This is a genomic window from Arthrobacter pascens, from assembly GCF_030815585.1.
Lineage (GTDB): Bacteria > Actinomycetota > Actinomycetes > Actinomycetales > Micrococcaceae > Arthrobacter > Arthrobacter pascens_A.
This window is the reverse complement of sequence record NZ_JAUSWY010000001.1, coordinates 572,006-596,766: the sequence shown is the minus strand read 5'-3', so window position 1 is coordinate 596,766 and position 24,761 is coordinate 572,006. Positions and strand designations below refer to the sequence as shown.

Sequence of the window (24,761 nt, the reverse complement as noted above, 5' to 3'; positions counted from 1 at the left end):
GTAGCACCACCGATTCGCGGGCAACAGCCTTGTTTTTTACACCGATTTGATGTTAGCCCCGACCCGGGGAGGAATACCAGAGAAAGCCCTGCTCAGAGGCCTGAGTACGAGTGCAGCCCATTAAAGAATTGGTTGACGATGGTGAAGTTGAAGACGACGCACAGGTAGCCGACGATCGACAGCCAAGCGGCACGGGTGCCCGTCCAGCCGCGCGTGGCCCGGGCGTGCAGGTAGCCTGCGTAGACCACCCAGATGACGAAGGTCCACACTTCCTTGGTGTCCCAGCCCCAGAAGCGGCCCCAAGCCTTTTCTGCCCAGATCGCGCCAAACATCAGGGTGAACGTCCAGCCGATAAACGCTATGGCATTGATCCGGTAGGACAGGTTTTCCAGGCTCAGCGCAGAAGGCACCAGCCGCATGAAGCCCAGTTTGTCCGCCCCGCCGGCGTGCACGGTCTTCTGCCGGTGCGTCTGGACCAGTTGCAGGGCTGACATGGCAAACGTCAGGGTGAACAGGGCAGATGACAGCACCGCTATGGAGACATGGATGATCAGCCAGTAGCTCTGCAGTGCCGGAACAAGGTGGCCCACCGGCGTCCAGAACGCCACCGAAGCAGCCACGAGCATGATGATCACCAGGCCCACGACAAAAGTGCCCAGGAAGCGGAGGTCGCGGCGGATCAGCACCAGGAGGAACACGGCCGTGACGACGAAGGCACCTGTGGTGAGGAATTCGTACATGTTGCCCCACGGCACGCGCCCGGAGCCCAGTGCCCGGGTAATCACGCCTGCGGCGTGGATCGCCGCACCGAGCACCGTCAGTGCCACGGCGACGCGGGCAGGAACGCGGCGTTCTGCCGCGTAGCGCATGTCGCCGTCGGCCGTCCGTCCGTCGGCGGACACAGAGCCGGCCTGCTGCGAGGCGGACGACGACGGCCGCTCGGCCCGTCCCACGGGTCCGGCCAGATGCGACTCGGTCCGGTCCGCCAGGGCAACCGAACCTGCTGACGCCGCGGAGCGTACACCGGCTGCTACGGGCACCTTGCTTTCCTGCGCAGCAACGGCCGCCTTGAGGTCAACGGCGCGCAGCGCCTTGCTACTCTTCGCCAGGTCCCAGGCGAAGGCAATGAAGGCCACGGTGTAGGTGCCGGCGGCGAGCAGCATAAAAAGCTCGCTGTACTGGCCCATGGTTTCGTTGATGGCGAAGGGCATTACTTGTCCTTTTTCGGCCCGGCGGGGCTGGTGGGGGTGGTGACGGAATCTGCGCCATTATCGTCCTGGCGGCTGGGAGTTTGCTGGGGGGCAGCCACGGCGTCGTCGTCAGGCAGTTGCCATTCCTCCGACAAGAGTGTCCGGATCGCGGCCGCTTCCGTGGCCAGCCGGTGGTCCTCGCCGCGGGCAAGGAGGCCGTATTCCACCATGGTGCGGCCGTCCTCGTGGATTCCGGCGCGGACCCACACCCGGCGGCGGTTGATGTAGAGCGACAGGATGAGCCCGGCCACCGCCAGCAACCCGAAGATCAGGGCATACAGCTGGCCGGGGTTGTGGTGGATGTCCACGCCCACGTACTTCTTGACGCCGTCGAAGCTGATGCTGCCCTTGCCGTCCGGCAGGGTGTAGCTGCCGCCTGGCGCCAGGATAATGCCGCCGGCATCCAGGTTGCGTGCGTTCAGCGGTGTCAGGTCTTTGACGTCCAGATCGAAGACGTTCTGCGGTGAGCCATCGTCCAGCCCGAGGTCGCCGTAGTAGGAGTTCAGGTTGAGCTGCGGGTTGAACAGTTCGGGATCCCCGCTGAAGGAAACCCCTTCCGCGGTTTCGACGGCGGTGGGGAGGAAGAAGCCGGCGAAGCCGAGCTGTTCGGGCTTGGCGTCGGGGGCCTTGATCACGACGGAGCTGTAGTAGTTGTTGTTGCCCTGCAGCTTGCCAATGACGGGGCCCTGGAAGGCCACATCCCCCGCGCCGTCACGGACGGTGACCAGCGGCGCGTAGCCGTTGCCGGTGAGGTAGATGCTGGTGCCGCCCAGGGTCACGGGCTCGTTGACCTTGAGGATTTCCTGCTTGGCCGGTGAGCCAGGCGTTTCCTTGGTGGTGACGTCGGCGGTGAAATCGATGGGCTGGCCGACCTTGCCCTTCGATTCGCGGTCGAACGTGACATCGAACTTGTTTAGCTTGATGGAGTACGGCTGCAGCTGGCTGCTCTGGAAGTTGGTGCCCGGCGTGAACTGGTCATACCCCACCAGCGTGTTGACGAAGGTGTCGCCCTCCACCAGGATGCGCTGGCCACTGTAGCCGAACAGTCCGCCGACTGCTACGGACACCAGCACGCCGATCAGTGACGTGTGGAACACCAGGTTCCCCACTTCCTTCATAAAGCCGCGCTCGGCTCCCAAAGACGGCCGCGCGCCGTCGTCGTCCCTCACCTCAACCCGGTAGCCGCGCTTCCTGAGCAGCCCGGCGGCACCGCGGATGGCGTCCGACGCCGGGATGCCGGCTTCCGAGGGAACCACCAGTGTGCCGTATTCGGGAAGTCGGGAGAGCCGCTTGGGGGTCCGCGGCGGCTGCGAGCGCATGGCCCTGTAGTGCGCGATGGCGCGGGGAACCACACAGCCAATCAAGGAGATGAACAGCAGGATGTAGATGGCCGAGAACCAGGCGGACGAGTAGACGTCGTACAGCTGCAGGGTGTCCAGCAGCTGGCCGTAGTCAGGGTTGTCCTTGATGTACTGGGTCACGAGCGACGGGTTGGCCGGCCGCTGCGGGAACAGCGAGCCGGGCACGGCCGCAACGGCCAGCAACAGGAGCAGGAACAGCGCCGTCCGCATGCTGGTCAGCTGGGTCCAGGCCCAGCGGAGCATCCCCACCGGCCCCAGGGCGGGCAGGGCGGCTTCCGCCTTGGCTGCGGCCACTGGGGCCGGGGACTTCTTCTTTACGTTCACTCGCTCGCTCATCAGATCGGCAACTTCACATCGGTTTGGAACCAGTACTGCAGCCCGGTGACCCAGGTGCCCCAGACGCCGCTGGCCATCAGCAAGCCCAGCACAATCAGGATTCCTCCACCGGTCCGCTGGATGGCCAGGCGGTGCTGCCGGAAGAATGTCATCACGCCCATGCCGCGGCGCACAGCGAGCGCAATCAGCAGGAACGGGATGCCCAGGCCCAGGCTGTAGACAAAGGCCAGCAAAGCGCCCTTTGCGGCGGAGGAACCACCGGACAGGCTCAGGAGTTGGACCGCGGAATAGGTGGGGCCGATGCACGGCGCCCAGCCCAGCCCGAACGTCATGCCCAGCAGCGGGGCGCCCCACAGGCCGGCAGGCGGCTTGGCATGGATCTTGGCATCGCGCTGCAGCCAGCCGAAGCCGCCCATGAACACCACGCCCATGATGATCACCAGAACCCCCAGGAGCTGGGTGATCCAGGCGTTCTGGGAACCTGAGATCAGCGCGCCGAGCTGCCCGAATGCACCGCCCAACAGCACAAAGATCACCGAGAAACCGAGCACGAACAGCCCGATGCCCGCGAGCATCCGGCCGCGCTTCTGCTTTTGTAGGTCCACGCCGCTCAGTCCCGTGACGTAGCCCAGGTAGCCCGGTACCAGCGGGAGCACACAGGGCGACAGGAAGGACACAAGTCCGGCCAGGAGTGCCACCGGAATGGCGAGGAGGAGCGAGCCGTTCAGGATGGCTTCGGCGAAGGGGCTGTTCACGGTCCGGGGCCGCCGCTACTCTGCCACTGCGGCGGTGATGAGGGCTTTGAGCGTGCCCTTCTGGACTTCGCCCAGGACGCGGGAGGCAACCCTGCCCTGCTTGTCCAGGACCAGTGTGGTGGGAACTGCTCCCGGCGGCACCAGACCGGACACGGCAAGGAGCACGCCGCCATCCTTGTCGTCAAAGCTGGGATATGTCAGGTTGAACGTCTTGTCGAAGGCCTCGGCAGTGGCTTTTTCGTCGCGGAGGTTGACGCCGAGGAACTGCACGCCCTTGTCCTTGAACTCCTGGTGCAGGGCTTCCAGCTGCGGAGCCTCAACGCGGCACGGAGCACACGCGGCGAACCAGAAGTTCAACACCGTCACTTTGCCCTGGAAATCGGCGGGGGTCACGGCGGTGCCGTTGAAGAGTGTGCCGCTGATCCCGACGGCGGACTTCCGGTCCGCAGCGGCAAACTCGGTTACCGAGCCGTCCCCGGCAACATAGTTCTTGTTGTCACCGGCTTTGGCCTGCTTGGCGAGTGCATCCTCCTGCGCGCACGCCGAGAGTCCCAGGGTGAGGGCAGTCAGTGCAGCGCCGCCGGCGGCGAGTACGCTGCGGCGGGAGGTGACCGGGTTGGTGGCCATGGCTTAGGCTCCGGGGGTGCTGGCAGCACCGGGCAGAAGGGCGGCAGCGGGCTCACTGTACTCAACACGCAGGAGCGTACCGTCGTCGTCAAACACCAGGGAGGTAATGGACGTCAGCGTACACTCGCGTTTGCGCGGGTCATGCCACAGGGGCCTGCCCTCGGCGCTCAGCCGCGTGGCCCAGATGGGAAGCTGGTGGCTGACCATGATGGCCTCCGGCCCCTCCATTCCGTAGTCATCGCCGGCAAGCTCAATGGCACGGAGCCGAGCGTCCTGGACTGCGGCCCTGACCCGGGCCGCCTGTTCCTTGTACGGCTCGCCCCAGGACGGCCTGAGCGGGTTGACCATCCGGGGCCAGTGCTTGGGCTTGCGCAGCTCGGCCTTGCTGACCTTCATGCCTTCGAAGTAGTTCTCAGCCTCGATAATTCGCTCATCCGTGTGGATCTCAAGGTGCAGGGCCTCAGCCGTGGGCACGGCCGTCTCCTGCGCCCGGACCAGCGGTGACGCTGCAAGGTAGACGATCCTGGCACCCTGTGCGGCGCGCTGCCGGAAGTGCTCGGCAAGGGTCTGCGCCATCTGCCGGCCCAGTGCGGAGAGGTGGAATTCGGGCAGCCTGCCGTACAGGACGCCGTCGGGATTGTGGACCTCGCCGTGGCGGAGCAGATGGACAGTGGCTTGGGGCATGTTTACCAGTTTCTCAAAGATGGCGTGCTATCCGAAATCTTCTACATCCAGTAGAACCGAAGTTTTTTGAGAAATGTTCCGGAGGCGGGAACAAAACATGCAAATGCATGTTTATACTGGATGCAGCAGTTAGTTGATAGTTCAACAAATGAAGCGTCAACCTTCCGTATACCCGACACACTCCCAAGGAGATTCACCATGGCACTTCCCGCAGACGTCACCACCGGCACCTGGACCCTCGACACATCCCACAGTGAAATCGGATTCACCGTCCGCCACGCAGGCATCAGCAAGGTCCGCGGCCAGTTCAAGGATGCAGCAGCAACCTTGGACCTCGCTGAAAACGTTGCCGACTCCACGATCAGCGCCACCATCCAGACCGCCAGCTTCGACTCCGGCGACGTCAACCGCGACGGCCACGTCCGAGGCGAAGACTTCTTTGATGTAGAGAAGTTCCCGGAAATCTCGTTCGTGTCCAACGGCCTGGTGGCCAAGGGCAACAGCTATGAGCTGACGGGCGACCTCACCATCAAGGGCGTCACCCGTCCCGTCTCCCTGGAGACCGAGTTCAACGGTGTGGCCGTGGATCCGTTCGGCTACACCCGCGCCGGTGTGACCGCTGAGACCACCATCAGCCGCAAGGACTTCGGCCTGACGTGGAACGCCGTACTGGAAGCCGGCGGCGTGCTGGTCAGCGACAAGGTTGCCATCAACCTGGAACTGGCGTTCATCGCACCCGCGGCATAAATCCGCCTTCCTGACTGCGCCCCGGCCGCGGATTCCTCTGGAGTCCGAACGGCCGGGGCGCCATGTTTAAGCGGGCCATCTCCAGTTCTTCACGGCGGAGAATCCACCGTATGGAAAAACCCCGGCCGTTCCACTGGATTTCGCCTCGGTTCTCATAGATATCAAAGGACACGCGGTCTACAGTGAGAGCCATGAGCAACCCTAGTGAAGTACCGCAGCCACAGCAGCCGGGTGCCCAGCCGCCTGCCAGCAACGTTCCTCCCGCCGGCTCCGAGCCGTCGCAGGGTTACCAGCCACCACCACCCGGATACCAGGCACCCGCCCAGGCCTATCCGCCGTCCGGCCAAGCGCAGCCCTCACAGGGCCAGCCGTACGGTCAGCCGGGCCAGTCAGGCGGGTTCCACTTCGAGATGCCAACCGACGGCCCCAAGAACTTCAACGACGTGATGCCCAGCGGCGGCTTCTCCGGCATGTTTTCCGTCACCGGGTTACCCACCGAACTAAAGGTTTCCTACTGGATCTGGCTCATCGGCGGTCTCCTGGGCGTGCTGGGCGGCGTCCTCGGCCTGTTCGGATCGCTGGTGCTCTTCACAGTGGCCCCTGGCATAGCCGTGCTGGTGCTCGTGCTGGTGCTCGTGGCCCTGGCCTTGGGCGTCGCACAGATCATCCTTGCCATGAAGATGAAGGAGGGCAAGGAATGGGCCCGCCTGGCCCTTACCGTGGTAGCCGCAATCTCGCTGGTGCTGGCCGTGATCAACGGCAGCATGCTGGACCAGGGCGGCAGCTGGTTTGGCTTCGTCATCAGCCTTGCAGCCACCGTGCTGATGTGGCTGCCAAACTCACAGGCATGGTTTGCAGCCGCCAAGGGCCGCGTCTAGCCCCAGCCACCGCATACACTTCCCCTCGAAGGCCGCAGCCGGCATCACTACCGCCGGCTGCGGCCTTCCCAGCGTCCGAGGGTTTGCGTGCGCAGCGGGCGCAAATTTGAGTCCGGAATACCTCTCCGGAATGACCCGCTGGGGGCCTGCCCGGGAGTACGGTGGACTTAAGCCACGCTGGGGGCAGGGCCAGTGACCGATCCCGGCAGCCGATCCAAACCTCGACATGCAAAGGACCGCTCATGAGCACTCCCCCTGTCCAGCCTCCCACCCCGAACGAGCCGGAGTCCGGAGGCCAGCCGCCGGCTCCGCGTTACGGCGAGAACGCCCCTCAGTTTGGCCAGCCCACGCCCCCGGCACCGCAGTACGGGCAGAATGCCCCGCAGTACGGCCAGAATGCCCCGCAGTACGGCGAACAGAGCCCGGCTGCACCGCAGTATGGGCAGAACCCGCCACAGGCCCCGGCCTACGGGCAGCAGCAACCCTACGGACAACAGCCGTACGGGCAGTCACCCTACGCGCAGTATCCGTCGCAGCAGCCGCAGGCGCCGGGCACTTCGGGAATCCCCCCGCAGGTAGACCTTGCCTTCAAGCTGATCGTGGCTGCGGGAATCCTGTCAGCCGTCAGCTCCCTCATACTGGCCTTTACCGGCGGCGATTCCTTCCTGCAGATGCTGGAGCAGCAGGCCCAAGGTCAAGGGCAGGAGTTGCCCGCCGGATCAGCGGATGCGATGCAGGGCGTCTTGATGGTGGGCGGCATCATCGGGGCGATCATTTCCCTCGGCCTTTACGCCCTGGTCGCTTTTCCTGTCCGGAAGGGCAAGAACTGGGCCCGGATTCTTGGCACGGTTTTTGCGGCCATCTCAGTTCTGGGTCTCTTCGGAGGCGTCTTCTCGCTCGGCCCGGTCTACGGCATCATGCAGATCCTCGTGATCCTGCTGGGCGTAGCAGGAATAGTTCTCCTGTATTTGCCAGCCAACGCACCCTATTTTCAAAAGCAGCAGCCGTTCGCCAACCCTTACGGCCAGCCGGGCAGCCCCTACGGCCGCTAGCCGACGCAGCGCCCACCGGCACTGAAACAGGACCGGTGAACGCAGCGACCACCCCTGACGGGCGTGGATCCCGCCTCCCGCCGGCGCAATCTAGGCGGTCTGGCCCGGGGTCTGCGCCCGTTGTGCGTGGTAGGCCAGAATCTGTAGTTCGGTGGCCATGTCCACCTTCCGGAGGTTGACGCCATCAGGAACCTGGAGCATCACGGGCGCGAAGCTGAGGATGCTGTGGACGCCTGCCGCCACCACCCGGTCGCACACAGCCTGGGCCACCGCGGCTGGCAGGGCGAGCACCACCATGTTGGCACCTGTCCGCTCCAGCACTGTCTCGAGGTCGGCCACGTCGCTGACCCGGAGCCAGCCAACCTCGTTCCCCACCACCATCTGGTCGGCGTCGAAAATGGCCACCACGTCGAAGCCCCGGGATTCAAAGCCGCCGTAGCGTGCCAGGGCCTTGCCCAGATTGCCGGCGCCGACAATCGCGACTTTCCAGTCATGCGTGAGTCCAAGTGCCGCGGCAATGTGACGGCTGAGGTACTGCACCTCGTACCCCACGCCGCGGGTGCCGTAGGAGCCCACATGCGAGAGGTCTTTGCGGAGCGTCGCCGAGCTTACGCCGGAGGCCTCAGCCAGGGATTCCGAGGAGACCCTTTCCACACCCTCTGCAAGCATGGTGTTCAGGGCGCGCAGATAGAGGGTCAGCCGGGCTACGGCCGCGGGCGGAATCTGCTTGGCAGCCGCGCCCTTGTCCTGCGGGACACCCGGCACGGCCTGGGGAGATGAATCCAGCGAAGTCACTATCCCCTCCATCGCGTCGCGTCGTGACTCCACTCTAGAGCCCGATCACTGATGCCAACAAAGCCGGTGCCATTGTGTGCAACCGCACTCCTACTGAGCCATGGCCCGCTGGAGGACCCGCTCCAGCCGGATCTCATCTATCTTCCAGAAATCACGCTGGACACCGTCCACCAGCACCACCGGTATTTCTTCGGCATAGCGTTCGCGCAGCTCCGGCAGGTGATCCACCAACTGTTCCGTCCACTCAAGTCCCAGCGAGGCAGTAACCCGCCCGACGGCGTCGCGCGCGTCTGCGCACAGGTGACAGTCTGCTTTGGTGATCAGGACAACCTGCGGTTTAGCCATGGTTAAACCGTATCGCCCTTTGGGGCGGACCGCGCGGCGCACGGCGACGCGGACCGCGGCGGCCCGTGGATTGACTAGACTCGGGGACATGCCCGAGGAGAAGTACGTCGCTGTGGTCACCCATCCGGTTGCGGCACCCCAGCCCGGCGAGGCGGCGTTCTTCGACGTAGACAACACCCTGATGAGGGGCGCCAGCCTCTTCCACGTGGCACGCAAGATGCACCAGCGCGGCGCGTTTACCTTCGCGCAGGCCGCAGGATTTGCCTGGAAGCAGTTCAAGTTCGTGGCGCGCGGCGAAAACATGGACGATGTCCACGCTGTCCGCGATTCCGCCCTTACCCTCGCCGCCGGCATCACCGTGGAGGACATCAAGGCCCTTGGCGAAGAGGTCTATGACGAAATGATCGCGTCCAGGATCTGGCCCGGGGCAAGGGCCCTGGCGCAGCAGCACCTCCGAGTGGGCCGGCGGGTCTGGCTGGTCACAGCCACTCCCATCGAGGTAGCCACCGTGATCTCCACCCGCCTTGGCCTGACCGGAGCCCTGGGTACCGTGGGCGAAGTTGCCGACGGCATGTATACCGGACGGCTGGTGGGCGACATCCTGCACGGCTCCGCGAAAGCAGTGGCCGTCCAGGGCATCGCAGACGCCGAAGGCCTGGACCTCAAACGTTGCTGGGCCTACAGCGATTCCTACAACGACATCCCGCTGCTCACCCTGGTGGGACACCCCGTGGCCATCAATCCCGACTCCAGGCTCCGCCGCCACGCCCGGGACAACAACTGGCCGGTCTACGATTTCCGTTCAGGCCGCCGTGCAGCCACCTTGGGGCTCAAGGCGGCGACCGCAGGAGGCGCGGTGTACGGCCTCTGGCGGGGGTTCTCCCGTATCCGCGGCCCCCGGGTGTAGGGCGGCCAGACAAAACAAAAATGCCCGCTGCCGGAGAGGCAACGGGCATTTCACGCAGTTCGAAGTATCTCTACTTCTTATTGCGGCGCTGGTGACGGGTCTTACGAAGCAACTTGCGGTGCTTCTTCTTGGCCATACGCTTGCGACGCTTCTTAATAACTGAACCCACGAAAGTTCCTTACAAACTAGATGCAGTACCTGTCTGATGGAAATGGTCCGTGGACAGAGCTACAGACTGAACAACTGACAGATTCTTACAATGACCTAAAACGTTCCTTAACAGGGTACCGCTTATCGGGAGCACCCACTGACCGGCCCCCGCTGAGCGTCCCAAACAGCGGTGAATCGCCGCCGGAACTCACCGGCTGGGCACCTCAGGCGGTCTCAGAGTGGCCGTCCACTACAGCACCCTTGAGGTACTGTTCGACGGCGTTTTCCGGTACCCGGTACGAGCGGCCAAAGCGCACCGCGGGCATTTCGCCGGAATGGACAAGGCGGTACACGGTCATTTTGGAGACGCGCATGACCTCGGCCACTTCGGCCACGGTCAGGAACTTCGCGTTCGAGAAGTTCTGTTCTGCGGACATTTGCCTTTATTCCTTTGCTGACGGATGGACAACACGGACCCCAGGTTTATGCCATTGCGGTGTGCCGATGCTGAGCCATCCACCAACCATGTGCTAGATACTCTAGAGGTTCTTGGGGCTATTGTGAAAGCCATCCGGGTAATCATTTCGCCGCACGGCGCTTCCGTGCCGACGCCGCCAGCTGGTTCAGCACGGATACCGACACGTCCCAGTCCATGCAGGCGTCCGTGACGCTCTGGCCGTAAACAAGCTCCGACCGGCCCGCTGCGTGCTCGGCCACGTCCAGGTTCTGGGCGCCACCCACCAGGAAGCTCTCCAGCATTACGCCCGCAATGGCCTGCGCGGCCTGGCCGCCGTCCTCGAGCTGGGCTCCGATTTCCAGTGCCACCTCGGCCTGACGGTGATGGCTCTTCCCGCTGTTGGCGTGGCTTGCGTCCACGATGAGCCGAGTGTTGAGCTGCTTCGCTGCAAGCCTTGCGGAGGCGGCTTCGACGTCGGCAGCCGAGTAGTTGGGTCCCTTGCGTCCGCCGCGGAGGATGACGTGGGTGTCCGGGTTGCCGGCGGTGGCCACGAGCGCTGCCCGCCCGTCGCCGTCGATCCCCAGGAACGCCTGGGCAGCACCGGCGGCACCGCAGGCGTCGATGGCGATCTGCAGGTCGCCGTCGGTGCCGTTCTTGAACCCGATCGGCATGGACAGGCCGGACGCGAGCTGACGGTGGATCTGGCTTTCGGTGGTGCGTGCCCCGATGGCGCCCCAGGAGATCAGGTCAGCCATGTACTGGGGGCTGATGGGTTCCAGGAATTCGGTGGCCGTGGGCAGCCCCAGTGAGGTGATCTGGTGCAGGAACTGCCGGGCGGCGCTGAGCCCGGTGGCCATGTCGTGGCTGCCGTCCAAGCGTGGATCGTTGATCAGGCCCTTCCAGCCCACGGTGGTGCGCGGCTTCTCGAAGTAGGCCCGCATGACAATCAGCAGGTCTTCCTTGTGCTTCTCCGCCTGGCTCACCAGCCGGCGGGCGTATTCCAGTCCGGCCTTCGGATCGTGGATGGAGCATGGGCCCACAATGACCAGCAGCCGGTCATCCACACCGTCCATGATGGCGCGGACTTCATCCCTCCCCCGCTCGACGACGTCCGTCACCCGGGCATCCAGCGGCAGCTCGCCAATGAGCTCCTGGGGCGTGGGCAATGCCGTGAATTCGCTGACGCGCAGGTTGGATGTGGATTTACCGGCTTGTGGCGTGGATGTGCCGGCGGTGGCGGCTGGTGCTGTGCTCATGTTCGGGTCCTGTTCCAGATGGGAAGCGGGCCCAGATCAGAACCCGCCGGAGAAATGGCGAAGGGCAGAGAATGATCTCTGCCCTGTTAGCTCTGAAGGAAAGTTGGATGCGTGTCAGTTAGACGCGGGCCCCTCCAGAGCCAACGAAAAATACGCATACCAACGGTTAGTCATAGCCAAGACCATAGCGTGGGCGCTAGCCTGCTCGCAAACCGTGAGCTTCACATTGGGCCCTGCTGTGCGGGAAGGACTGCTGATTTGCTGAAGGTGGATTACAAGAAGGAGCTGAAGCACCTGTATTCGGCTCCCCGCGAGCCGACGATGGTGGACGTGCCCGGGATGGCGTTCCTGATGATCGACGGCCACGGCGATCCCAACACCGCCCCCCGGGTATGCCGCTGCCGTCCAGGCGCTTTATGCCGTGGCGTACACGGCAAAGTTCGCGATCCGCCGGGCGCCGGAGGAAATCGACTTCAGCGTGATGCCCTTGGAGGGGCTGTGGTGGGTGCAGGACATGGCCACCTTTTCGGTCACGAACAAGCAGGACTGGAATTGGACCCTCATGATCATGCAGCCTGCGGCGGTCACGGCCACGCTGTTCCAGGAGGCGGCTGAAGCTGCCATGCGGAAGAAGCCCGAGCTGACATCGATGGACAGGATGCGCCTGGAACACTTCAGGGAGGGACCGGCTGCACAGGTACTTCATATCGGCCCCTATTCCGAAGAAGGGCCCGTTATCGAGCGCCTGCATGACTTCATCGCCGATCACGGCTGTGTGCGCTCCGGAACCCACCACGAGATCTACCTCAGTGATGCCCGTCGAACCGCTCCCGAAAAGTTGAAGACCATCATTCGGCAGCCGCTAACGGAGGCAGCGGCTACCCAATAAGCTTCCGCAGGAACTGCAGCTGCTTGATCCAGTGGTGCTCCTGGCCGCCCTCGTGGTTGTTGAACCGGTACACCTCGATCTCCTTGGCCGCCCCGGTGCCCGACGTTCCGGCGGTCCCGGAACCGTAGGCGTTGAAGCTGGCGAACACGGTCGAGGGCGGGCAGATGTCGTCCATCTGCGCCGCCGAATACAGTGCCGGAACCGTGGCCGCCCGGGCCAGGTTGACGCCGTCGAAATAGTTCAGCACGGCGAGCATGGGCTCGTACCGGTCCCGGTGCCGGCCCAGAAAGGCCGCAATCTCCGGATACGGGCCCCGCGGCGTGATGTCGATGGCGCGGGGAAAGTCCTGCAGGAACGGGACGTCCGGCAGCGCGGCGATGACGCCGTCGAGCCGTCCGGCAACCAGCCCCGCGACCGCCACCACTATGCCGCCACCCTGGCTGACTCCGGCCAACACCACCCGCGAAGCATCCACCTCCGGGTGCGCCTGGGCCGCTTCCACCGCACGGAAGGCGTCCACGTAGACTCTGCGGTAGTAGTAGTCCTCACGGCTCCCTGCTCCCCTGGTCATCAGCCCCGCGTGGGCCACCTCCCCGGCGGTCGGGTGCGGGTCCGCCGTCTCCCCAAGCGTCCCGCCGTAGCCTTGGCCGCGGGTGTCCATGATGAAGTGCGCGTAGCCCGCCTGCGCCCATTTGGTGTCCTGGTTGACCAGTCCGCGCCCTCCTGAATAGCCCACATAATTCACGACGACGGGGAGCCGGGTTCCGGCCGGACGGTTCGCCGGGAGGTGCAGCCAGCCCTTGATCGGGGACCCGCCGAAGCCGGCGAACGTGACGTCGAAGGTGTCGATGACCGACAGGTAGTTCTCCACGGGCTCGAAAGTTGCAGCGAGGGGAAACGTCCGGGCCTCATCTATGGTCGAGTCCCAGAAGGCCTGGAAGTCGGCCGGCTGCGTGATGCTGGATGTGTAGCCTCGGAGCTGGCCAAGGGGAAGGTCAAAGAGGGGCATCGGGCTGTCCGGTTCTGTCGGTTTCTTGAACGTTGGTGGGTTGGCGGGGTACGGGGACTGTTGGCGATCCTATGTCACGAGGGCAGGGCTGCACCGTCGAATGAGCCCTCGAATGAAGCCACGTTCAGAACTGTTGCCTGCCGGGGCTCCAGATGAACTTCCTGGACGCGCGCGCCGTAACGGACGAGGACCCGCCGCTGCAGCGGCGAGGTGAGCGTCGCCGCCGTCAGCAGGCCGTCCCTCCACTCCAGGTCCACTTCAACGCCCGGACGTGCGCGCAGGCGGCTGGCGGCGCCGTCGGACAGTTCAACCGGCAGCGCCGGCAGCAGTTCAATCTCCTGCAGGCTGCCCTGTGTCCGGTGGCTTTGCAGCAGACACTCCGCGAGGCCCGCCACAAAGCCAAAGTTGCCGTCGATCTGGAACGGAGGGTGCGCGCCGAAGAGGTTGGGGTACAGGCCCCCGCCGTGGCCGCCGCGGTCAGTGGTCATGTCCCGGAAATAGAGCCGGAACAGGTCGCTGACTTTCCCCGGCTGGCGGAGCCGCGCCCGGAGCAGGATCTTCCATGCCAGGGACCACCCGGTGGAGTCGTCGCCGCGGCCGTCCAGGCTGGCGCTGACTGCGGCCTCGAGCCCGGGGCTCAGCGGGGTGTCGCCGGGGTAGGCCAGATAGAGGTGACTCACGTGGCGGTGCTCCGGCTCCCACTCCTCCGGATCTGCCAGCCATTCGCGGAGCCTGCCGTTCCGGCCGGGCATGGGCTCCGGAAGCCGCGGCAGAGCTGCCCGGGCCTCGGCCACCACGGAGTCCTCTTCCATGCCCAGCTCCTCCGCGAGGGAGCACAACATCCGGAACACGTCATTGATCAACGTGAGGTCCAGGGTGGAGGACAGGGCCGCGGCTGCAGGGCTGCCTGGCTGGTCCGGGCCGGCGCTCCCTACGGCGAAGTTGTTCTCCGGCGAGGTGGACGGGCTGGTGCCCAAAGTTCCGTCCGGGAATTCCATCATCAGGTCCAGGGCCAATTCCGCGGCGCCCCGGATGGCAGGCCAGGCGGCCTCCCGCGCAAAGCCCGCTGTCCCGGCAACGGCAACGGCATCGGCAGAGGCGTCGGCCCGTCCGCTGCCGGCCGGATCAGAGAACCGAAGGTGTTCCCACAGATGCCGGACCAGCCACAGACCGGCCATGGGCCAGAAGGACCATTCCGGCGAATGGGTTCCATCCCCTACTGGCTTGCTGTAGCCCCAGATGTCCGAGTTGTGGTGCACCGCCCAGCCGCGGGCGCCGTAATACTCCTGCGCCGTGGCGGCGCCGGTCTCTTGCAGTGCTTCGATAAGCGCGAACAGCGGCTCCGCGCATTCGGCAAGGCCCGTTGGCTCCGCACCCCAATAGTTCATCTCCAGGTTGATGTTGGTGGTGAAGTTGGAGCTCCAGGGAGCTGGCAGTTTGTCGTTCCAGATGCCCTGCAGGTTCGCTGGCGTGCCTCGCCAGGCAGTGCCTTTCCGTGAGCCGGGCGGCCCGGTCCGCGAACTGGAAATCAGCAGGTACCGGCCGTAGTTGAACAGCAGCGCCGCCAGCCCGGGGTCGGCGGCAAGCGGTCCGTCCGGATGCGCATTGGCGGCCCGCAGGCGGTGGCCCGTGTTGGTCCCTGTCCACGCCGGCACGTCCAGGCTGATACGGGAGCTGTCATAGAGCCGCCCATGGCTGTCCTCATGGCGGGCCAGGAGTGCGCCACGCCCGGCCGCCATGGCGGCGTCGAGGGTTTCGCGTGCTGCGGCGACAGCGTCTGATGCCGTGCCCTCCGGTTGCTGGCCCAGACCCATAAAGGTTGTCTCTGTGGTCACGTAAATGACGGCGTGCCGGACGCCTGTGGCGGCCAGGCCGTCGTCGTCTGTGTTGCCTGCAAGTGCGGCACTGTCTGCAACTGCGGCGGTGCCGTTGTGCTTCCATGCGACCACAACGGCCCCTTGGAGACTGAGGGCATCGTCGTCCGAGTACTGCACCAGGCCGCCGTCGTGGGAAGGAGCGACGTCGGAGGGCATCTTCAGTTCCAGGGCCGCCAGCACCGGGCTGCTGGAACGGCGGAGGATCCGCAGCTGCGAGTCCAGGCGGAGGGCGAGGTCAAGGCCGCCGGGCGCGTCCGTTTCCACCGAGATGACCATGACGGAGGGATCGTGGCTCGCGAAGGCGTCCACCCGGACCGTGTGGCCGTCCACCTGGTAGGTCGTGGAGTTGACGGCGCGGGTGAGGTCAAGGGTGCGGCGGTAGGCCTTGGGCGGGTTGCCGGTGTGCGTGTCTGTCTCTGGAGCAGATCCGGGCACATCCGAATGGGCCACCGTCAGGAACAGGTCAGCAAACGGCAGATATGACTGCGAGTGGCGGTGCTGGAGTTCCTTCAGCGTTTCGTGTGCGGCCGTAAAGTGGCCTGCGCTGATCTGCCGGCGGCTGGTGGCAAGGATCCGGTCCGCCCGCTCCCGGCTGAAGACCGGTTCGAGGGCCTCGCTGTGTGGCGAGCCGGACCAGGCGGAGCCGTCATTGAGCTGGAACCGGTGCTCCAGCGTGCCAACAGGAGCTGAGTCCCCGGCGAGCGGCCGGCCGCCAAACACCATGGCCCCCAAGCGTCCGTTCCCCAGCGGCAGGGCTTCAAGCCAATCGGCGGCCGGGGCATCGTAGACGAGAGTGTGTTCTGCACGCATGGGACTAAATCCTAGGGGAAAACATCGGATGATTACAGGGTCTAAGAGCGCCGGATCCCCTTACCCACCCAGCTCCTGTTGCGCGAACTGGCAGATAATGCCCTCATTGCGGAGGATTGAGGGCATTACCTGCCAGTTCGCGCCAAGGTGGGGACTGGAATGGTCCGACCTATCGGGCAAACTTAGAGCCGGGAAAGCGCCGGTGTGAAGTGCTGCAACGCGCTGCTGCCGCCCGCCAGGCTCCGCAACTCCGCCAGGCCGCCGCTGACCTGGCCGGCGGCCCTGGCTTGCACCAGGACGTTGCCCAGGGCAGTGGCCTCGACCGGTCCTGCCACCACTCGTTTGCCGGTGGCATCCGCTGTGAGCTGGCAGAGGAGCCCGTTCTGCGAGCCGCCGCCCACCACGTGCACCACGTCTACGGAATGGTCCGCGAGGCGCTCCGCCGCCGTGATGGCTTTGGCGTAGCCGGCAGCCAGGCTGTCCATGATGCAGCGGGTGATAGCCGCGGGGTCATCCGCGAGCAGCTCCCCTGTCCCTCGCACCGCGGCCCGGATCCGTTCAGGCATGTTGTCGGGGGCGATGAAGTAGGAATCATCCGGGTTGATCTTCGGCCCGCCCGGAGGCAGGGCCGCGGCGGCCGTGAGCAGCGCCGTGAGTTCCGTGGTGAATCCTTCCGCTGCCCAGGTCCGCTGGCATTCGCTGAGCAACCAGAGCCCGCCCATGTTGCGCAGGTAGCGGATAGTGCCATCCACGCCGCGTTCGTTGGTGAAGTTCGCCTCCCGGCTGGCATCGGTGAGCACCGGGTGCCGGAGCTCGAGACCAACCAGGGACCACGTTCCGGAGGAGATGTAGGCGAAGTTCTCTTCCTGTGCGGGCACGGCGGCGACGGCGGACGCTGTGTCGTGCGATCCGACAGCCACCACCTTGGTGCTGGCCGGAAGTCCCACGCGGGCAGCGATCTCCGGCAGCAGCGTGCCCACCGTATCGCCCGGCTGGATCAGGGGCGGGAACAGCTTCCTGGGCAGGCCCAGCGCAGTCAGGAACCCGGTGGCCCACTCCCCCGCCACGGCATCAAACAGCCCGGTGGTGGAGGCGTTGGTCGCTTCGGTGCGCCGGATGCCGGTGAGCAGGAAGGCGATGAGGTCCGGGATGAGCAGCGCCTGCACGCCGTTCAATGCCCGCTCGGTGGCCAGCTGGTAGACCGTGTTGAACTGCAGGAACTGCAGCCCGGTGGTGGCATATAGCCGGGCCGGGTCCAGCTTCTGGTGGACAGGGGCGACGGCGGCGTGGTTGCGGTCATCGCGGTAGCTGAACGGTTGGGCCACCAGCTCCCCGGCGGCATTGACCAGACCGTAGTCCACCGCCCAGGTGTCGATCCCGATGCTGGTGATTTCCTCGTCCTGGACAGCGGCTACGGTGGCTGCAGCCGACAGGCCCGCGAGCACCTCATCGAACAGGGCGTCGAAATCCCAGCGGAGGCCGCCGTCGAGCTCCACTACCCCGTTGGGAAAGCGGTGCACCACCTCGAGCTCGACGCGCCGGTCCTTGCCGGGACCGTCCTTGATCCGGCCGAGGATCACCCGGCCGGAGGAGGCGCCGATATCGACGGCGGCAAAAACACCGCGGGCGGGCGTACCGCCGCCGGCACTTTCCTTTGCATGGTGTGCCGTTGTGTTCATCGCAGGAAGGCTGCGGCCACACCGGCGTCCACGGGGATGTGCAGGCCGGTGGTGTGGGACAGTTCGTTGCTGGTGAGGACGGCGGCGGCGTTGGCCACGTGCTCGGGCAGGACTTCGCGCTTGAGCAGGGTGCGCTGGGCGTAGTACTCGCCCAGCTTCTCCTCGTCCACGCCGTAGACCGCGGCGCGCTTGGCGCCCCAGCCGCCGGCGAAGATGCCGGAGCCGCGGACCACGCCGTCGGGGTTAATCCCGTTGACGCGGATCCCGTGCTCACCGAGTTCGGCAGCGAGCAGCCGGACCTGGTGTGCCTGGTCGGCCTTGGTGGCCGAGTACGCGATGTTGTTCGGACCGGCGAACACCGAGTTCTTTGAGGAGATGTAGATGATGTCCCCGCCCAGGCCCTGGTCGATCATGACCTTCGCAGCGGCCTTGGACACCAGGAAGGAGCCCTTGGCCATGACATTGTGCTGGAGGTCCCAGTCCTTTTCGGTGGTCTCCAGCAGCGGCTTGGAGATCGAAAGGCCAGCGTTGTTGACCACCAGGTCCAGCCCGCCGAACGCGAGCACGGCTTCCTGGATGGCGGCCGCGATCTGCGCTTCGTTGGTGACATCGGCCTGGACACCGATGGCGACGTCGGGCCCGCCCAGTTCCGTGGCGACGGCCTGGGCGTTCTCCAGGTTCAGGTCGGCAATCACTACGCATGCGCCGTCGGACGCCAACCGGGTGGCGATGGCCTTGCCGATCCCCGACGCCGCTCCGGTCACCAAGGCGATGCGGGTGGCGTGGGATTTGGGCTTGGGCATGCGGGCCAGCTTGGCTTCCTCCAAGGCCCAGTACTCGATCCGGAATTTCTCGGATTCCTCGATCGGGGCGTAGCTGGAGATCGCCTCGGCGCCGCGCATGACGTTGATGGCGTTGAGGTAGAACTCGCCGGCAACCCGGGCGGTCTGCTTGTTCGCGCCGAAGGAAAACATGCCCACCCCCGGGACCAGGACGATCGCCGGGTCCGCGCCGCGCAAGGCGGGGCTGTCCTGGTCCGCGTGGCGACCATAGTAGGCCTGGTAGTCCGCCCGGTAGTCCGCGTGCAGCTCCTGCAGCCGGGCGATGGAGTCCGCCACGGACGCATCGGCGGGAAGGTCCACAATGAGGGGCTTGACCTTGGTCCGCAGGAAATGGTCCGGGCACGAGGTACCCAGCGCGCCAAGGCGCGGATGTTCGGCGGCTTCGAGGAAGTCAAGGACGACGGCGTCATCACTGAAATGCCCCAGGACCGGCTTGTCCGTGGACGCGAGGCCACGGATCACCGGTGCCAGCGCGGCGGCTTTGGCCTTCCGCTCCGCCTCCGGCAGCGCACCATAGCCGGGCAGCTTGGCGCCGAAGGGCTCTGCCTTGCCGTTGTCCGCGATGTATTTTTCGGCCTGTTCGATGATCCACAGCGAGTTTTGCTCTGCTTCTTCGGACGTGGCGCCCCAGGCGGTGATGCCGTGGCCGCCCAGGATGGTGCCGATGGCCTGCGGGTTGGCGTCCTTGATTGCGGCAATGTCCAGGCCCAGCTGGAACCCGGGGCGGCGCCACGGCACCCACACCACCTTGTTGCCGAAAATCTTGGTAGTCAGGGATTCCCCGTCCACCGCGGTGGCGATGGCGATCCCGGAGTCCGGGTGCAGGTGGTCCACATGCGCAGCGTCCACCAGGCCATGCATTGCGGTGTCAATCGACGGCGCGGCGCCGCCCTTCCCGTGCAGGCAGTAATCAAAGGCGGCCACCATCTCGTCTTCCCGCTCAACCCCCGGGTAGACGTTCTTCAGCGCGTTCAACCGGTCCAGGCGCAGCACCGCGAGATTCTCAGCCTTCAGCGTGCCCAGGTCCCCGCCGGAGCCCTTGACCCACAACAGCTGGACATCCTCCCCCGTGACCGGGTCTTGCTCCGTGCCCTTGGCCGAGGTGTTGCCCCCGGCAAAGTTGGTGTTCCGCTTGTCAGCGCCGAGGCGGTTGGAACGGGAAATCAGTTCCGCAACAGTCTTATTGCCTGTGCTCTTCATGTCTGTGTTCTGCATGTTCATGCCTATGCGCCCCATCCGGCTTGCTGGCCGCCGACGCGGTCCTCGTTGATCTGTTTCTGGTAGCCGCTGGCCTTGAAGGCGGCCATCGGGTCCGCGGGCAGGCCGCGGGCTTCACGCCATTCGGCCAGGATGGGCCGGACGTCGGTGTAGAAGGCATCGTTGAAGATGCCGTTGGCGGCCAGGACATCGCCGGCGCGCTGGGCCTCGGCCAGGGCCTCGGTATCCACCAGCAGGGCCCGTGCGGTCATTTCCTGCACATTCAGGACCGAGCGGATCTGGCCCGGGATCTTCTCTTCCAGGTTGTGGCACTGGTCCAGCATGAGCGCCACGCCGGAGCCCTTGCCATAGCCGCCGCCGCGGATGACCTCGTACATGATCCGGAACAGCTGGAACGGATCGGCCGCGCCCACAATCAGGTCATCATCCGCGTAGAAGCGGGAGTTGAAGTCAAAGGAGCCCAGCTTGCCCAGGCGCAGCAGCTGCATCACGATGAACTCGATGTTCGTGCCCGGGGCGTGGTGGCCCGTGTCCAGGCAGACCATGGCCTTCTCCCCCAGCGCCAGGGTCTGCGCGTAGGAGGTGCCCCAGTCCGGAACATCGGTGTGGTAGAAAGCCGGCTCGAAGAATTTGTACTCCAACACCAGGCGCTGCGCGTCGCCCAGCGCCTCGTAGATCTCCTGCAGGGACTCGGCCAGGCGGTCCTGGCGGCCGCGGATATCGTCCTGGCCGGGGTAGTTGGTGCCGTCGGCGAGCCAGATCTTCAGATCCTGCGATCCCGTGGCGTGCATGATCCCGATGCAGTCCAGGTGGTGGGCGATGGCCCGGCGCCGCACAGCCTCGTTGGAGGAGGTCAGGGAGCCGAACTTGTACTCGTCATCTTGAAAGGTGTTGGAGTTAATCGTGCCCAGGCCCACGCCCAGGCCCGCCGCATACTCCTTCAGCGCCGCGTAGTCATCCACCCTGTCCCACGGAATATGCAGAGCAACAGTGGGGGCCAGGCCGGTCAGCTCATGCACCTTCGCCGCGTCCGCAATCTTCTCCTGCACCGTCCGGGGCGTCCCCGCAGTGCCGAATACCCTAAAGCGCGTGCCTGAATTTCCATACGCCCACGAAGGGACCTCGATGGCAAGCTCCCCGAGCCTGCCCAGCGCCGTTGCTACGTCATTCATGATGGTTCTTTCCGGTCTCTTGTGTTGCTCTGGTCTGGTTGCCTACTGCAGGCTGCTGCTGGAGCCCTTAAATCTCAGCCGGTGTGGTTCAGCCCGCTGGTCCGGCCTGAGCCGGCGGCCGCCCGGGCGAGCTGGTCATCAAGGTTGAAGACTTCCTCGAGAACCCGAAACCCTTCATCGGGTGCCTGGTCCGGGTTTTCGGCGTTGTCAAAAAGGGAGGCCATCTCCGCCTGCCAACGGGCGTTAACGTCGGCCAGGGCCATCCTTGCGCGGACGGCGTCGAAATCGTCGCATTCGAGATAGCCGATGAGGAGGCCGTCAGACCCGAGGAACAGCGAATAGTTGTTCCAGCCTGCATCCTTGAGCGCACGGAGCATCTCAGGCCACACGGCCGCGTGCCGCCGTCGGTATTCATCGATCAGCGCTGGCTGGACCGAGGAGCGGAAACACACCCTCATCTGGGACTCTCTTGAACTTTCACTTCTTTGAATCGTTTCATTGTTACGATTCAAAGTACTCTTGAACTTGAGTAGGTGTCAAGCGATTCCCGGACCATGGTCTGATGAGCTTCCGGGAACGTACTGCACACGGCATAGAGGCACGGAGAAACATGAATCGTTCAGCCAGCATTAAGGACGTCGCCAACCACGCCAGCGTGGCCGTGGGCACGGTGTCCAACGTCCTGAACTACCCGGACAGGGTGTCCCAGCGGACCAAGGAGCGCGTGCTGCGGGCCATCGAGGAGCTGGGTTTCATCCGCAACGATGCTGCCCGTCAGTTGCGCGCGGGCCAAAGCCGGACCATCGGCCTGATTGTCCTGGATGTGGGGAACCCGTTCTTCACCTCGGTGGTGCGTGCCGCCGAGGACGCCGCTGCGCTCCATGGCAGCGCCGTGCTCCTCGGAGACAGCGGGCACAACGCCGGCCGCGAAGCCAACTACATCGATCTGTTCCAGGAGCAGCGCGTGCAGGGCCTGCTCATCTCCCCCGTCGGCGACGTCACCGAGCGGCTCGACCAGCTCCGCGAACGAGGTGTTCCCACTGTCCTGGTGGACCGGCTCGCTGATGAGAGCCAGTACAGTTCCGTATCCGTTGACGACGACGCCGGCGGTTACCTGGCGGCCCGGCACCTGCTGGACACCAGGCGCCGTCGGCTCGCCTTTGTGGGCGGCCCCACGTCCATCCGGCAGGTGGCAGACCGCCTGCAGGGCGCCCGGCGTGCCGTGAAGGAGGAAGAAGACGCCACGTTGGAGGTGCTGGATTCGGACGGGCAGACCGTCCTGGCTGGCCGGAGCGTGGGCAACATGCTGGTGGAACGTGGCCGCACAGAACTCCCGGATGGCATCTTCTGCGCCAACGACCTCCTGGCCCTGGGTGTCATGCAGTCGCTCACCATGACGCATACGCTCAGAATCCCCGAGGACATCGCGCTGATTGGCTACGACGACATCGACTTTGCCGTCTCTGCCGTGGTGCCGCTTTCCTCGATCCGTCAGCCCACCGAGGCTATTGGACGGACCGCCATTGAGCTGCTGACGGAAGAAGTGGAAGCGGAGAACCCCAAGCACCGGGCCGTGATCTTCACTCCGGAGCTGGTGGTGCGCCAGAGCACCGGGCGAGCCTAGAACCCAGTGCTCAGAGGCTCGCGGAGCGGAGGGACTCCAGTGAGTTGTTTGAGCTCCGGGAGACTAACTACAGTGAACGGGCCTGCAGGATTGAGAAGAACGCCAACAGTTCCTGGACCTGCCCACCTCTTTGGAACCGGGACGGCCCATTAGCCCCTTACTTAAGGAACCGCGGAGTTTCCTAAGAAACCGTTGAGATAGAGAATCACAAAGGCAGCCACGAAAAGCAGCGTGATAACTGGCAGTTGCCACTCCTTCATCGCTTGTTCATCCACGGCCCCATATGGGCAAGGGTACGTTAGCCCGGCTGGCCGGCTCTTCATCATGACCGCGACCTACACTTTCGACGTCTTTACCAGCCTCGACGGGCTTCGGCGCCCAGAGCGGCAAATGGGGCGGTACTGGGGCAAACAAGGCCCCGAACTGCTCGACCACCGCCTCGCCCTGTACGACCAGAAGCAGCGGATGGTCTTCTTGACCAACACGTACCGGGGGCACGCGCAGATGCTGGCGACATGCCGACCGGTCCCACGGCCACCCTGGTCACGCGGCTTGCTGATCACCTCCCGATTCGTCGGGTCGTTCGACGAGTTTGCCGTTCATGAACCTCGCGCCAGAGCGGACAGGGCGACCAGGTGGTCCGTTCCACCGAACGCGAAGCTTGCTACCGTCGTCGTGCCTTACGTCTATAAGCTGCTGTTCGCTGAGGCTTCTACGTGCCACCGGAGGCATGTTTCACTGGCGGCCACAAGAGGCGCCGCATAAACTTGGATGGGTCACGTGGCGAACTTGGTTTGCGTGTTAAGCGTGCTTCGGAACGGAGAGCCATGCTCAAGATCCTGATGTGCAAACTGAACTTGCGCCACGTTTGGCACATAGAATCCACAGAGGATGGCAGCGGCCGCTATAGGCGCTGCACGCGTTGCGGTAAGTACGACCGCGGCAGGGATGGGAGTGGCTTTATGCACTGACTTTATGCGCTGAACAGCCCCGACGTTGCCAGATCCACGCACACCGTGGACTCCGGGCCGTCTAGTGGGCGCGGGCCAGCATTCCATCTAGCTTAGAGGCCTGAGGAAACGTCGTTCGAGGCGCCCTGATTTTACGTCCCGCTTCAGCTCTTCAGTAGCGACAAAACCGGATCTCTCGTAAACATGGATAGCACGGTCATTATCATTAATGACCCACAGTTCAAGGGCCTGCTGGCCAATCTTTCGCGCATGATCCTCGGCGCTGAGGAGCAAACGCCTCCCAATGCCTCGGCCCCACATCTCGGGGGCAACACCAAGATAGAAGATCTCCAGGGTCCGCTCACGGGGTGCAAACAGAATAAAGCCCACAGAAGAGCCACTGCGCTGAGCAAGTAGCAGCACCGCCCCATCAAGGTCGAGGCGGCTCCGGATGCCCGGCATGGTTTCTTCAACCGTGGCCGGATTTGAATTCCGGTCACGGTATGCCTTTGCATGTACCCAAATCGCTGCCGACTCCCTGACGCCTGCAACTCCATGGTCAGCAACCACGGAAACAGGATCATCAGCTATTGCCAACGGATCCTCCTAACGAAGTCTGGCCCTGGTTCAACAGCCTGAGAATCATCGTCGCGATCTGAGTCACGCCCAAACCGTCAGTCTCAATAATGTGATCCGCGGGCGTCGACTGAGCGGCAAAGTAGCGATGCTCATAGAATGCGTCGATAGCTGGACGGGCTGTATCAAGGGCGAACCGTTCGCGCCAGACCGTCGCACTCGCCCGGAGTTGTACCGTGAAGGTTTCCCAATTCAGTGGAGCCAGATCTGCAACCAGTCTATGAAACTCCCCGCTTTGGTAGACCCAGGTCACGATCACGACGTCGACGCCGGCAGCATCCGCGTTTGCCAGCACGGCCTGGAGGTTTCTCTGGACCATCAGTTTTGTTCGGTCATCCACCCGCCAGGGTTGGTGTTGCCACAGCGCGTCGACGTCGATCCATTGAACCAACGGGTCACCGCCCGCCATCAATCCGAGGAGTGCTCTCGCCACGCTGGTCTTTCCAACTCCAGGA

At 64.6% G+C, this 24,761-nt stretch carries 24 protein-coding genes; 6 read left to right on the top strand and 18 right to left on the bottom strand.

The window, feature by feature from the left end; all coding sequences use genetic code 11:
* Window positions 1–92: 92 nt before the first annotated feature.
* The 5 genes from ccsB to QFZ30_RS02780 are packed head-to-tail and all read right to left on the bottom strand — an operon-like array spanning window position 93 to window position 5,013.
* Window positions 93–1,211: a c-type cytochrome biogenesis protein CcsB gene (ccsB, locus tag QFZ30_RS02800; protein ID WP_307073268.1), complete on the bottom strand. Its 1,119-nt coding sequence runs from the start codon at window positions 1,209–1,211 to the stop codon at window positions 93–95.
* Complete coding sequence (gene resB, locus QFZ30_RS02795) at window positions 1,211–2,947, bottom strand: cytochrome c biogenesis protein ResB (RefSeq protein ID WP_307073266.1); 1,737 nt, start codon at window positions 2,945–2,947, stop codon at window positions 1,211–1,213. Before resB ends, ccsB begins: the two co-directional genes overlap by 1 nt.
* Window positions 2,947–3,702 (bottom strand): cytochrome c biogenesis CcdA family protein, encoded by a 756-nt coding sequence (locus QFZ30_RS02790; protein ID WP_307073264.1) that lies wholly within the window; start codon window positions 3,700–3,702, stop codon window positions 2,947–2,949. The genes resB and QFZ30_RS02790 overlap by 1 nt, the downstream gene beginning before the upstream one ends.
* A 15-nt stretch (window positions 3,703–3,717) precedes the next feature.
* Window positions 3,718–4,329 carry a TlpA family protein disulfide reductase gene (locus QFZ30_RS02785; protein WP_307073263.1) on the bottom strand — a complete coding sequence of 204 codons (612 nt, stop codon included), beginning with the start codon at window positions 4,327–4,329 and terminating at the stop codon, window positions 3,718–3,720.
* 3 nt (window positions 4,330–4,332) lie between these two features.
* Window positions 4,333–5,013, bottom strand: coding sequence for a histidine phosphatase family protein (locus QFZ30_RS02780; protein ID WP_307073261.1), 681 nt, complete (start codon window positions 5,011–5,013; stop codon window positions 4,333–4,335).
* A 198-nt stretch (window positions 5,014–5,211) separates the two neighbouring features.
* Between QFZ30_RS02780 and QFZ30_RS02775 the strand changes: the two genes are divergently transcribed.
* The 3 genes from QFZ30_RS02775 (at window position 5,212) to QFZ30_RS02765 (ending at window position 7,690) form a co-directional block, all read left to right on the top strand.
* Complete coding sequence (locus tag QFZ30_RS02775) at window positions 5,212–5,760, top strand: YceI family protein (protein ID WP_307073259.1); 549 nt, start codon at window positions 5,212–5,214, stop codon at window positions 5,758–5,760.
* Window positions 5,761–5,951: 191 nt separating this feature from the next.
* Window positions 5,952–6,638: a hypothetical protein gene (locus tag QFZ30_RS02770; protein WP_307073257.1), complete on the top strand. Its 687-nt coding sequence runs from the start codon at window positions 5,952–5,954 to the stop codon at window positions 6,636–6,638.
* A gap of 242 nt (window positions 6,639–6,880) precedes the next feature.
* Window positions 6,881–7,690 carry a hypothetical protein gene (locus QFZ30_RS02765; protein ID WP_307073254.1) on the top strand — a complete coding sequence of 270 codons (810 nt, stop codon included), beginning with the start codon at window positions 6,881–6,883 and terminating at the stop codon, window positions 7,688–7,690.
* A 90-nt stretch (window positions 7,691–7,780) separates the two neighbouring features.
* Here the strand turns inward: QFZ30_RS02765 and QFZ30_RS02760 are convergent, their stop codons facing one another.
* On the bottom strand, window positions 7,781–8,485 hold the full coding sequence (locus QFZ30_RS02760; protein WP_307073252.1) for a redox-sensing transcriptional repressor Rex: 705 nt from the start codon (window positions 8,483–8,485) through the stop codon (window positions 7,781–7,783).
* Between the two features lie 90 nt (window positions 8,486–8,575).
* Window positions 8,576–8,830 (bottom strand): glutaredoxin family protein, encoded by a 255-nt coding sequence (locus QFZ30_RS02755; RefSeq protein ID WP_307073250.1) that lies wholly within the window; start codon window positions 8,828–8,830, stop codon window positions 8,576–8,578.
* Between the two features lie 88 nt (window positions 8,831–8,918).
* On the opposite strand from QFZ30_RS02755, the gene QFZ30_RS02750 reads away from it, so the two are divergent.
* The gene (locus QFZ30_RS02750) at window positions 8,919–9,737 is read left to right on the top strand and encodes an HAD family hydrolase (protein WP_307073248.1); all 819 of its coding nucleotides are present in this window, start codon (window positions 8,919–8,921) and stop codon (window positions 9,735–9,737) included.
* 70 nt (window positions 9,738–9,807) lie between these two features.
* On the opposite strand, the gene QFZ30_RS02745 is transcribed toward QFZ30_RS02750, so the two are convergent.
* The 3 genes from QFZ30_RS02745 to QFZ30_RS02735 form a co-directional block, all read right to left on the bottom strand.
* Window positions 9,808–9,906 (bottom strand): 30S ribosomal protein bS22, encoded by a 99-nt coding sequence (locus QFZ30_RS02745; RefSeq protein WP_003792170.1) that lies wholly within the window; start codon window positions 9,904–9,906, stop codon window positions 9,808–9,810.
* A gap of 205 nt (window positions 9,907–10,111) precedes the next feature.
* On the bottom strand, window positions 10,112–10,324 hold the full coding sequence (locus tag QFZ30_RS02740; RefSeq protein ID WP_018761777.1) for a helix-turn-helix domain-containing protein: 213 nt from the start codon (window positions 10,322–10,324) through the stop codon (window positions 10,112–10,114).
* A gap of 142 nt (window positions 10,325–10,466) precedes the next feature.
* A complete protein-coding gene (locus QFZ30_RS02735) occupies window positions 10,467–11,600 on the bottom strand; it encodes a 3-deoxy-7-phosphoheptulonate synthase (protein ID WP_307073245.1) in 1,134 nt (377 codons plus the stop codon).
* 421 nt (window positions 11,601–12,021) lie between these two features.
* On the opposite strand from QFZ30_RS02735, the gene QFZ30_RS02730 reads away from it, so the two are divergent.
* Window positions 12,022–12,489, top strand: coding sequence for a GyrI-like domain-containing protein (locus QFZ30_RS02730; RefSeq protein ID WP_307073243.1), 468 nt, complete (start codon window positions 12,022–12,024; stop codon window positions 12,487–12,489).
* Here QFZ30_RS02730 and QFZ30_RS02725 read toward each other — a convergent pair.
* From QFZ30_RS02725 to QFZ30_RS02700, 6 genes are all read right to left on the bottom strand, one after another.
* Entirely contained in the window at window positions 12,479–13,498 is a 1,020-nt protein-coding gene (locus QFZ30_RS02725; protein ID WP_307073241.1) for an acetylxylan esterase, read from the bottom strand. The two genes, QFZ30_RS02730 and QFZ30_RS02725, sit on opposite strands and share 11 nt — an antisense overlap.
* 74 nt (window positions 13,499–13,572) lie before the next feature.
* Window positions 13,573–16,185 (bottom strand): glycosyl hydrolase family 95 catalytic domain-containing protein, encoded by a 2,613-nt coding sequence (locus tag QFZ30_RS02720; RefSeq protein WP_307073239.1) that lies wholly within the window; start codon window positions 16,183–16,185, stop codon window positions 13,573–13,575.
* 182 nt (window positions 16,186–16,367) lie between these two features.
* Entirely contained in the window at window positions 16,368–17,864 is a 1,497-nt protein-coding gene (locus tag QFZ30_RS02715) for a rhamnulokinase (RefSeq protein WP_307073238.1), read from the bottom strand.
* Entirely contained in the window at window positions 17,861–19,927 is a 2,067-nt protein-coding gene (locus QFZ30_RS02710) for a bifunctional aldolase/short-chain dehydrogenase (RefSeq protein ID WP_373462803.1), read from the bottom strand. Before QFZ30_RS02710 ends, QFZ30_RS02715 begins: the two co-directional genes overlap by 4 nt.
* Window positions 19,928–19,929: 2 nt before the next feature.
* The gene (rhaI, locus tag QFZ30_RS02705) at window positions 19,930–21,096 is read right to left on the bottom strand and encodes an L-rhamnose isomerase (protein WP_307073236.1); all 1,167 of its coding nucleotides are present in this window, start codon (window positions 21,094–21,096) and stop codon (window positions 19,930–19,932) included.
* Between the two features lie 74 nt (window positions 21,097–21,170).
* Window positions 21,171–21,554, bottom strand: coding sequence for an L-rhamnose mutarotase (locus QFZ30_RS02700; RefSeq protein ID WP_307073234.1), 384 nt, complete (start codon window positions 21,552–21,554; stop codon window positions 21,171–21,173).
* A 152-nt stretch (window positions 21,555–21,706) separates the two neighbouring features.
* On the opposite strand from QFZ30_RS02700, the gene QFZ30_RS02695 reads away from it, so the two are divergent.
* Window positions 21,707–22,720, top strand: a complete 1,014-nt coding sequence (locus QFZ30_RS02695) for a LacI family DNA-binding transcriptional regulator (protein WP_307073232.1) — start codon at window positions 21,707–21,709, stop codon at window positions 22,718–22,720.
* Between the two features lie 1,058 nt (window positions 22,721–23,778).
* Here QFZ30_RS02695 and QFZ30_RS02690 read toward each other — a convergent pair.
* Window positions 23,779–24,267: a GNAT family N-acetyltransferase gene (locus tag QFZ30_RS02690; protein ID WP_307073230.1), complete on the bottom strand. Its 489-nt coding sequence runs from the start codon at window positions 24,265–24,267 to the stop codon at window positions 23,779–23,781.
* Window positions 24,254–24,739, bottom strand: coding sequence for a hypothetical protein (locus tag QFZ30_RS02685; RefSeq protein WP_373462802.1), 486 nt, complete (start codon window positions 24,737–24,739; stop codon window positions 24,254–24,256). Before QFZ30_RS02685 ends, QFZ30_RS02690 begins: the two co-directional genes overlap by 14 nt.
* Window positions 24,740–24,761: the final 22 nt, after the last annotated feature.

What these genes read in the sequence shown, in the direction of transcription:
- ccsB (WP_307073268.1), bottom strand. Translation starts at nt 1,211, where the DNA reads ATGCCCTTCGCCATCAACGAAACCATGGGCCAGTACAGCGAGCTTTTT.
- resB (WP_307073266.1), bottom strand. Translation starts at nt 2,947, where the DNA reads ATGAGCGAGCGAGTGAACGTAAAGAAGAAGTCCCCGGCCCCAGTGGCC.
- QFZ30_RS02785 (WP_307073263.1), bottom strand. Translation starts at nt 4,329, where the DNA reads ATGGCCACCAACCCGGTCACCTCCCGCCGCAGCGTACTCGCCGCCGGC.
- QFZ30_RS02780 (WP_307073261.1), bottom strand. Translation starts at nt 5,013, where the DNA reads ATGCCCCAAGCCACTGTCCATCTGCTCCGCCACGGCGAGGTCCACAAT.
- QFZ30_RS02775 (WP_307073259.1), top strand. Translation starts at nt 5,212, where the DNA reads ATGGCACTTCCCGCAGACGTCACCACCGGCACCTGGACCCTCGACACA.
- QFZ30_RS02770 (WP_307073257.1), top strand. Translation starts at nt 5,952, where the DNA reads ATGAGCAACCCTAGTGAAGTACCGCAGCCACAGCAGCCGGGTGCCCAG.
- QFZ30_RS02765 (WP_307073254.1), top strand. Translation starts at nt 6,881, where the DNA reads ATGAGCACTCCCCCTGTCCAGCCTCCCACCCCGAACGAGCCGGAGTCC.
- QFZ30_RS02755 (WP_307073250.1), bottom strand. Translation starts at nt 8,830, where the DNA reads ATGGCTAAACCGCAGGTTGTCCTGATCACCAAAGCAGACTGTCACCTG.
- QFZ30_RS02750 (WP_307073248.1), top strand. Translation starts at nt 8,919, where the DNA reads ATGCCCGAGGAGAAGTACGTCGCTGTGGTCACCCATCCGGTTGCGGCA.
- QFZ30_RS02740 (WP_018761777.1), bottom strand. Translation starts at nt 10,324, where the DNA reads ATGTCCGCAGAACAGAACTTCTCGAACGCGAAGTTCCTGACCGTGGCC.
- QFZ30_RS02735 (WP_307073245.1), bottom strand. Translation starts at nt 11,600, where the DNA reads ATGAGCACAGCACCAGCCGCCACCGCCGGCACATCCACGCCACAAGCC.
- QFZ30_RS02725 (WP_307073241.1), bottom strand. Translation starts at nt 13,498, where the DNA reads ATGCCCCTCTTTGACCTTCCCCTTGGCCAGCTCCGAGGCTACACATCC.
- QFZ30_RS02720 (WP_307073239.1), bottom strand. Translation starts at nt 16,185, where the DNA reads ATGCGTGCAGAACACACTCTCGTCTACGATGCCCCGGCCGCCGATTGG.
- QFZ30_RS02715 (WP_307073238.1), bottom strand. Translation starts at nt 17,864, where the DNA reads ATGAACACAACGGCACACCATGCAAAGGAAAGTGCCGGCGGCGGTACG.
- QFZ30_RS02710 (WP_373462803.1), bottom strand. Translation starts at nt 19,927, where the DNA reads ATGAACATGCAGAACACAGACATGAAGAGCACAGGCAATAAGACTGTT.
- rhaI (WP_307073236.1), bottom strand. Translation starts at nt 21,096, where the DNA reads ATGAATGACGTAGCAACGGCGCTGGGCAGGCTCGGGGAGCTTGCCATC.
- QFZ30_RS02700 (WP_307073234.1), bottom strand. Translation starts at nt 21,554, where the DNA reads ATGAGGGTGTGTTTCCGCTCCTCGGTCCAGCCAGCGCTGATCGATGAA.
- QFZ30_RS02695 (WP_307073232.1), top strand. Translation starts at nt 21,707, where the DNA reads ATGAATCGTTCAGCCAGCATTAAGGACGTCGCCAACCACGCCAGCGTG.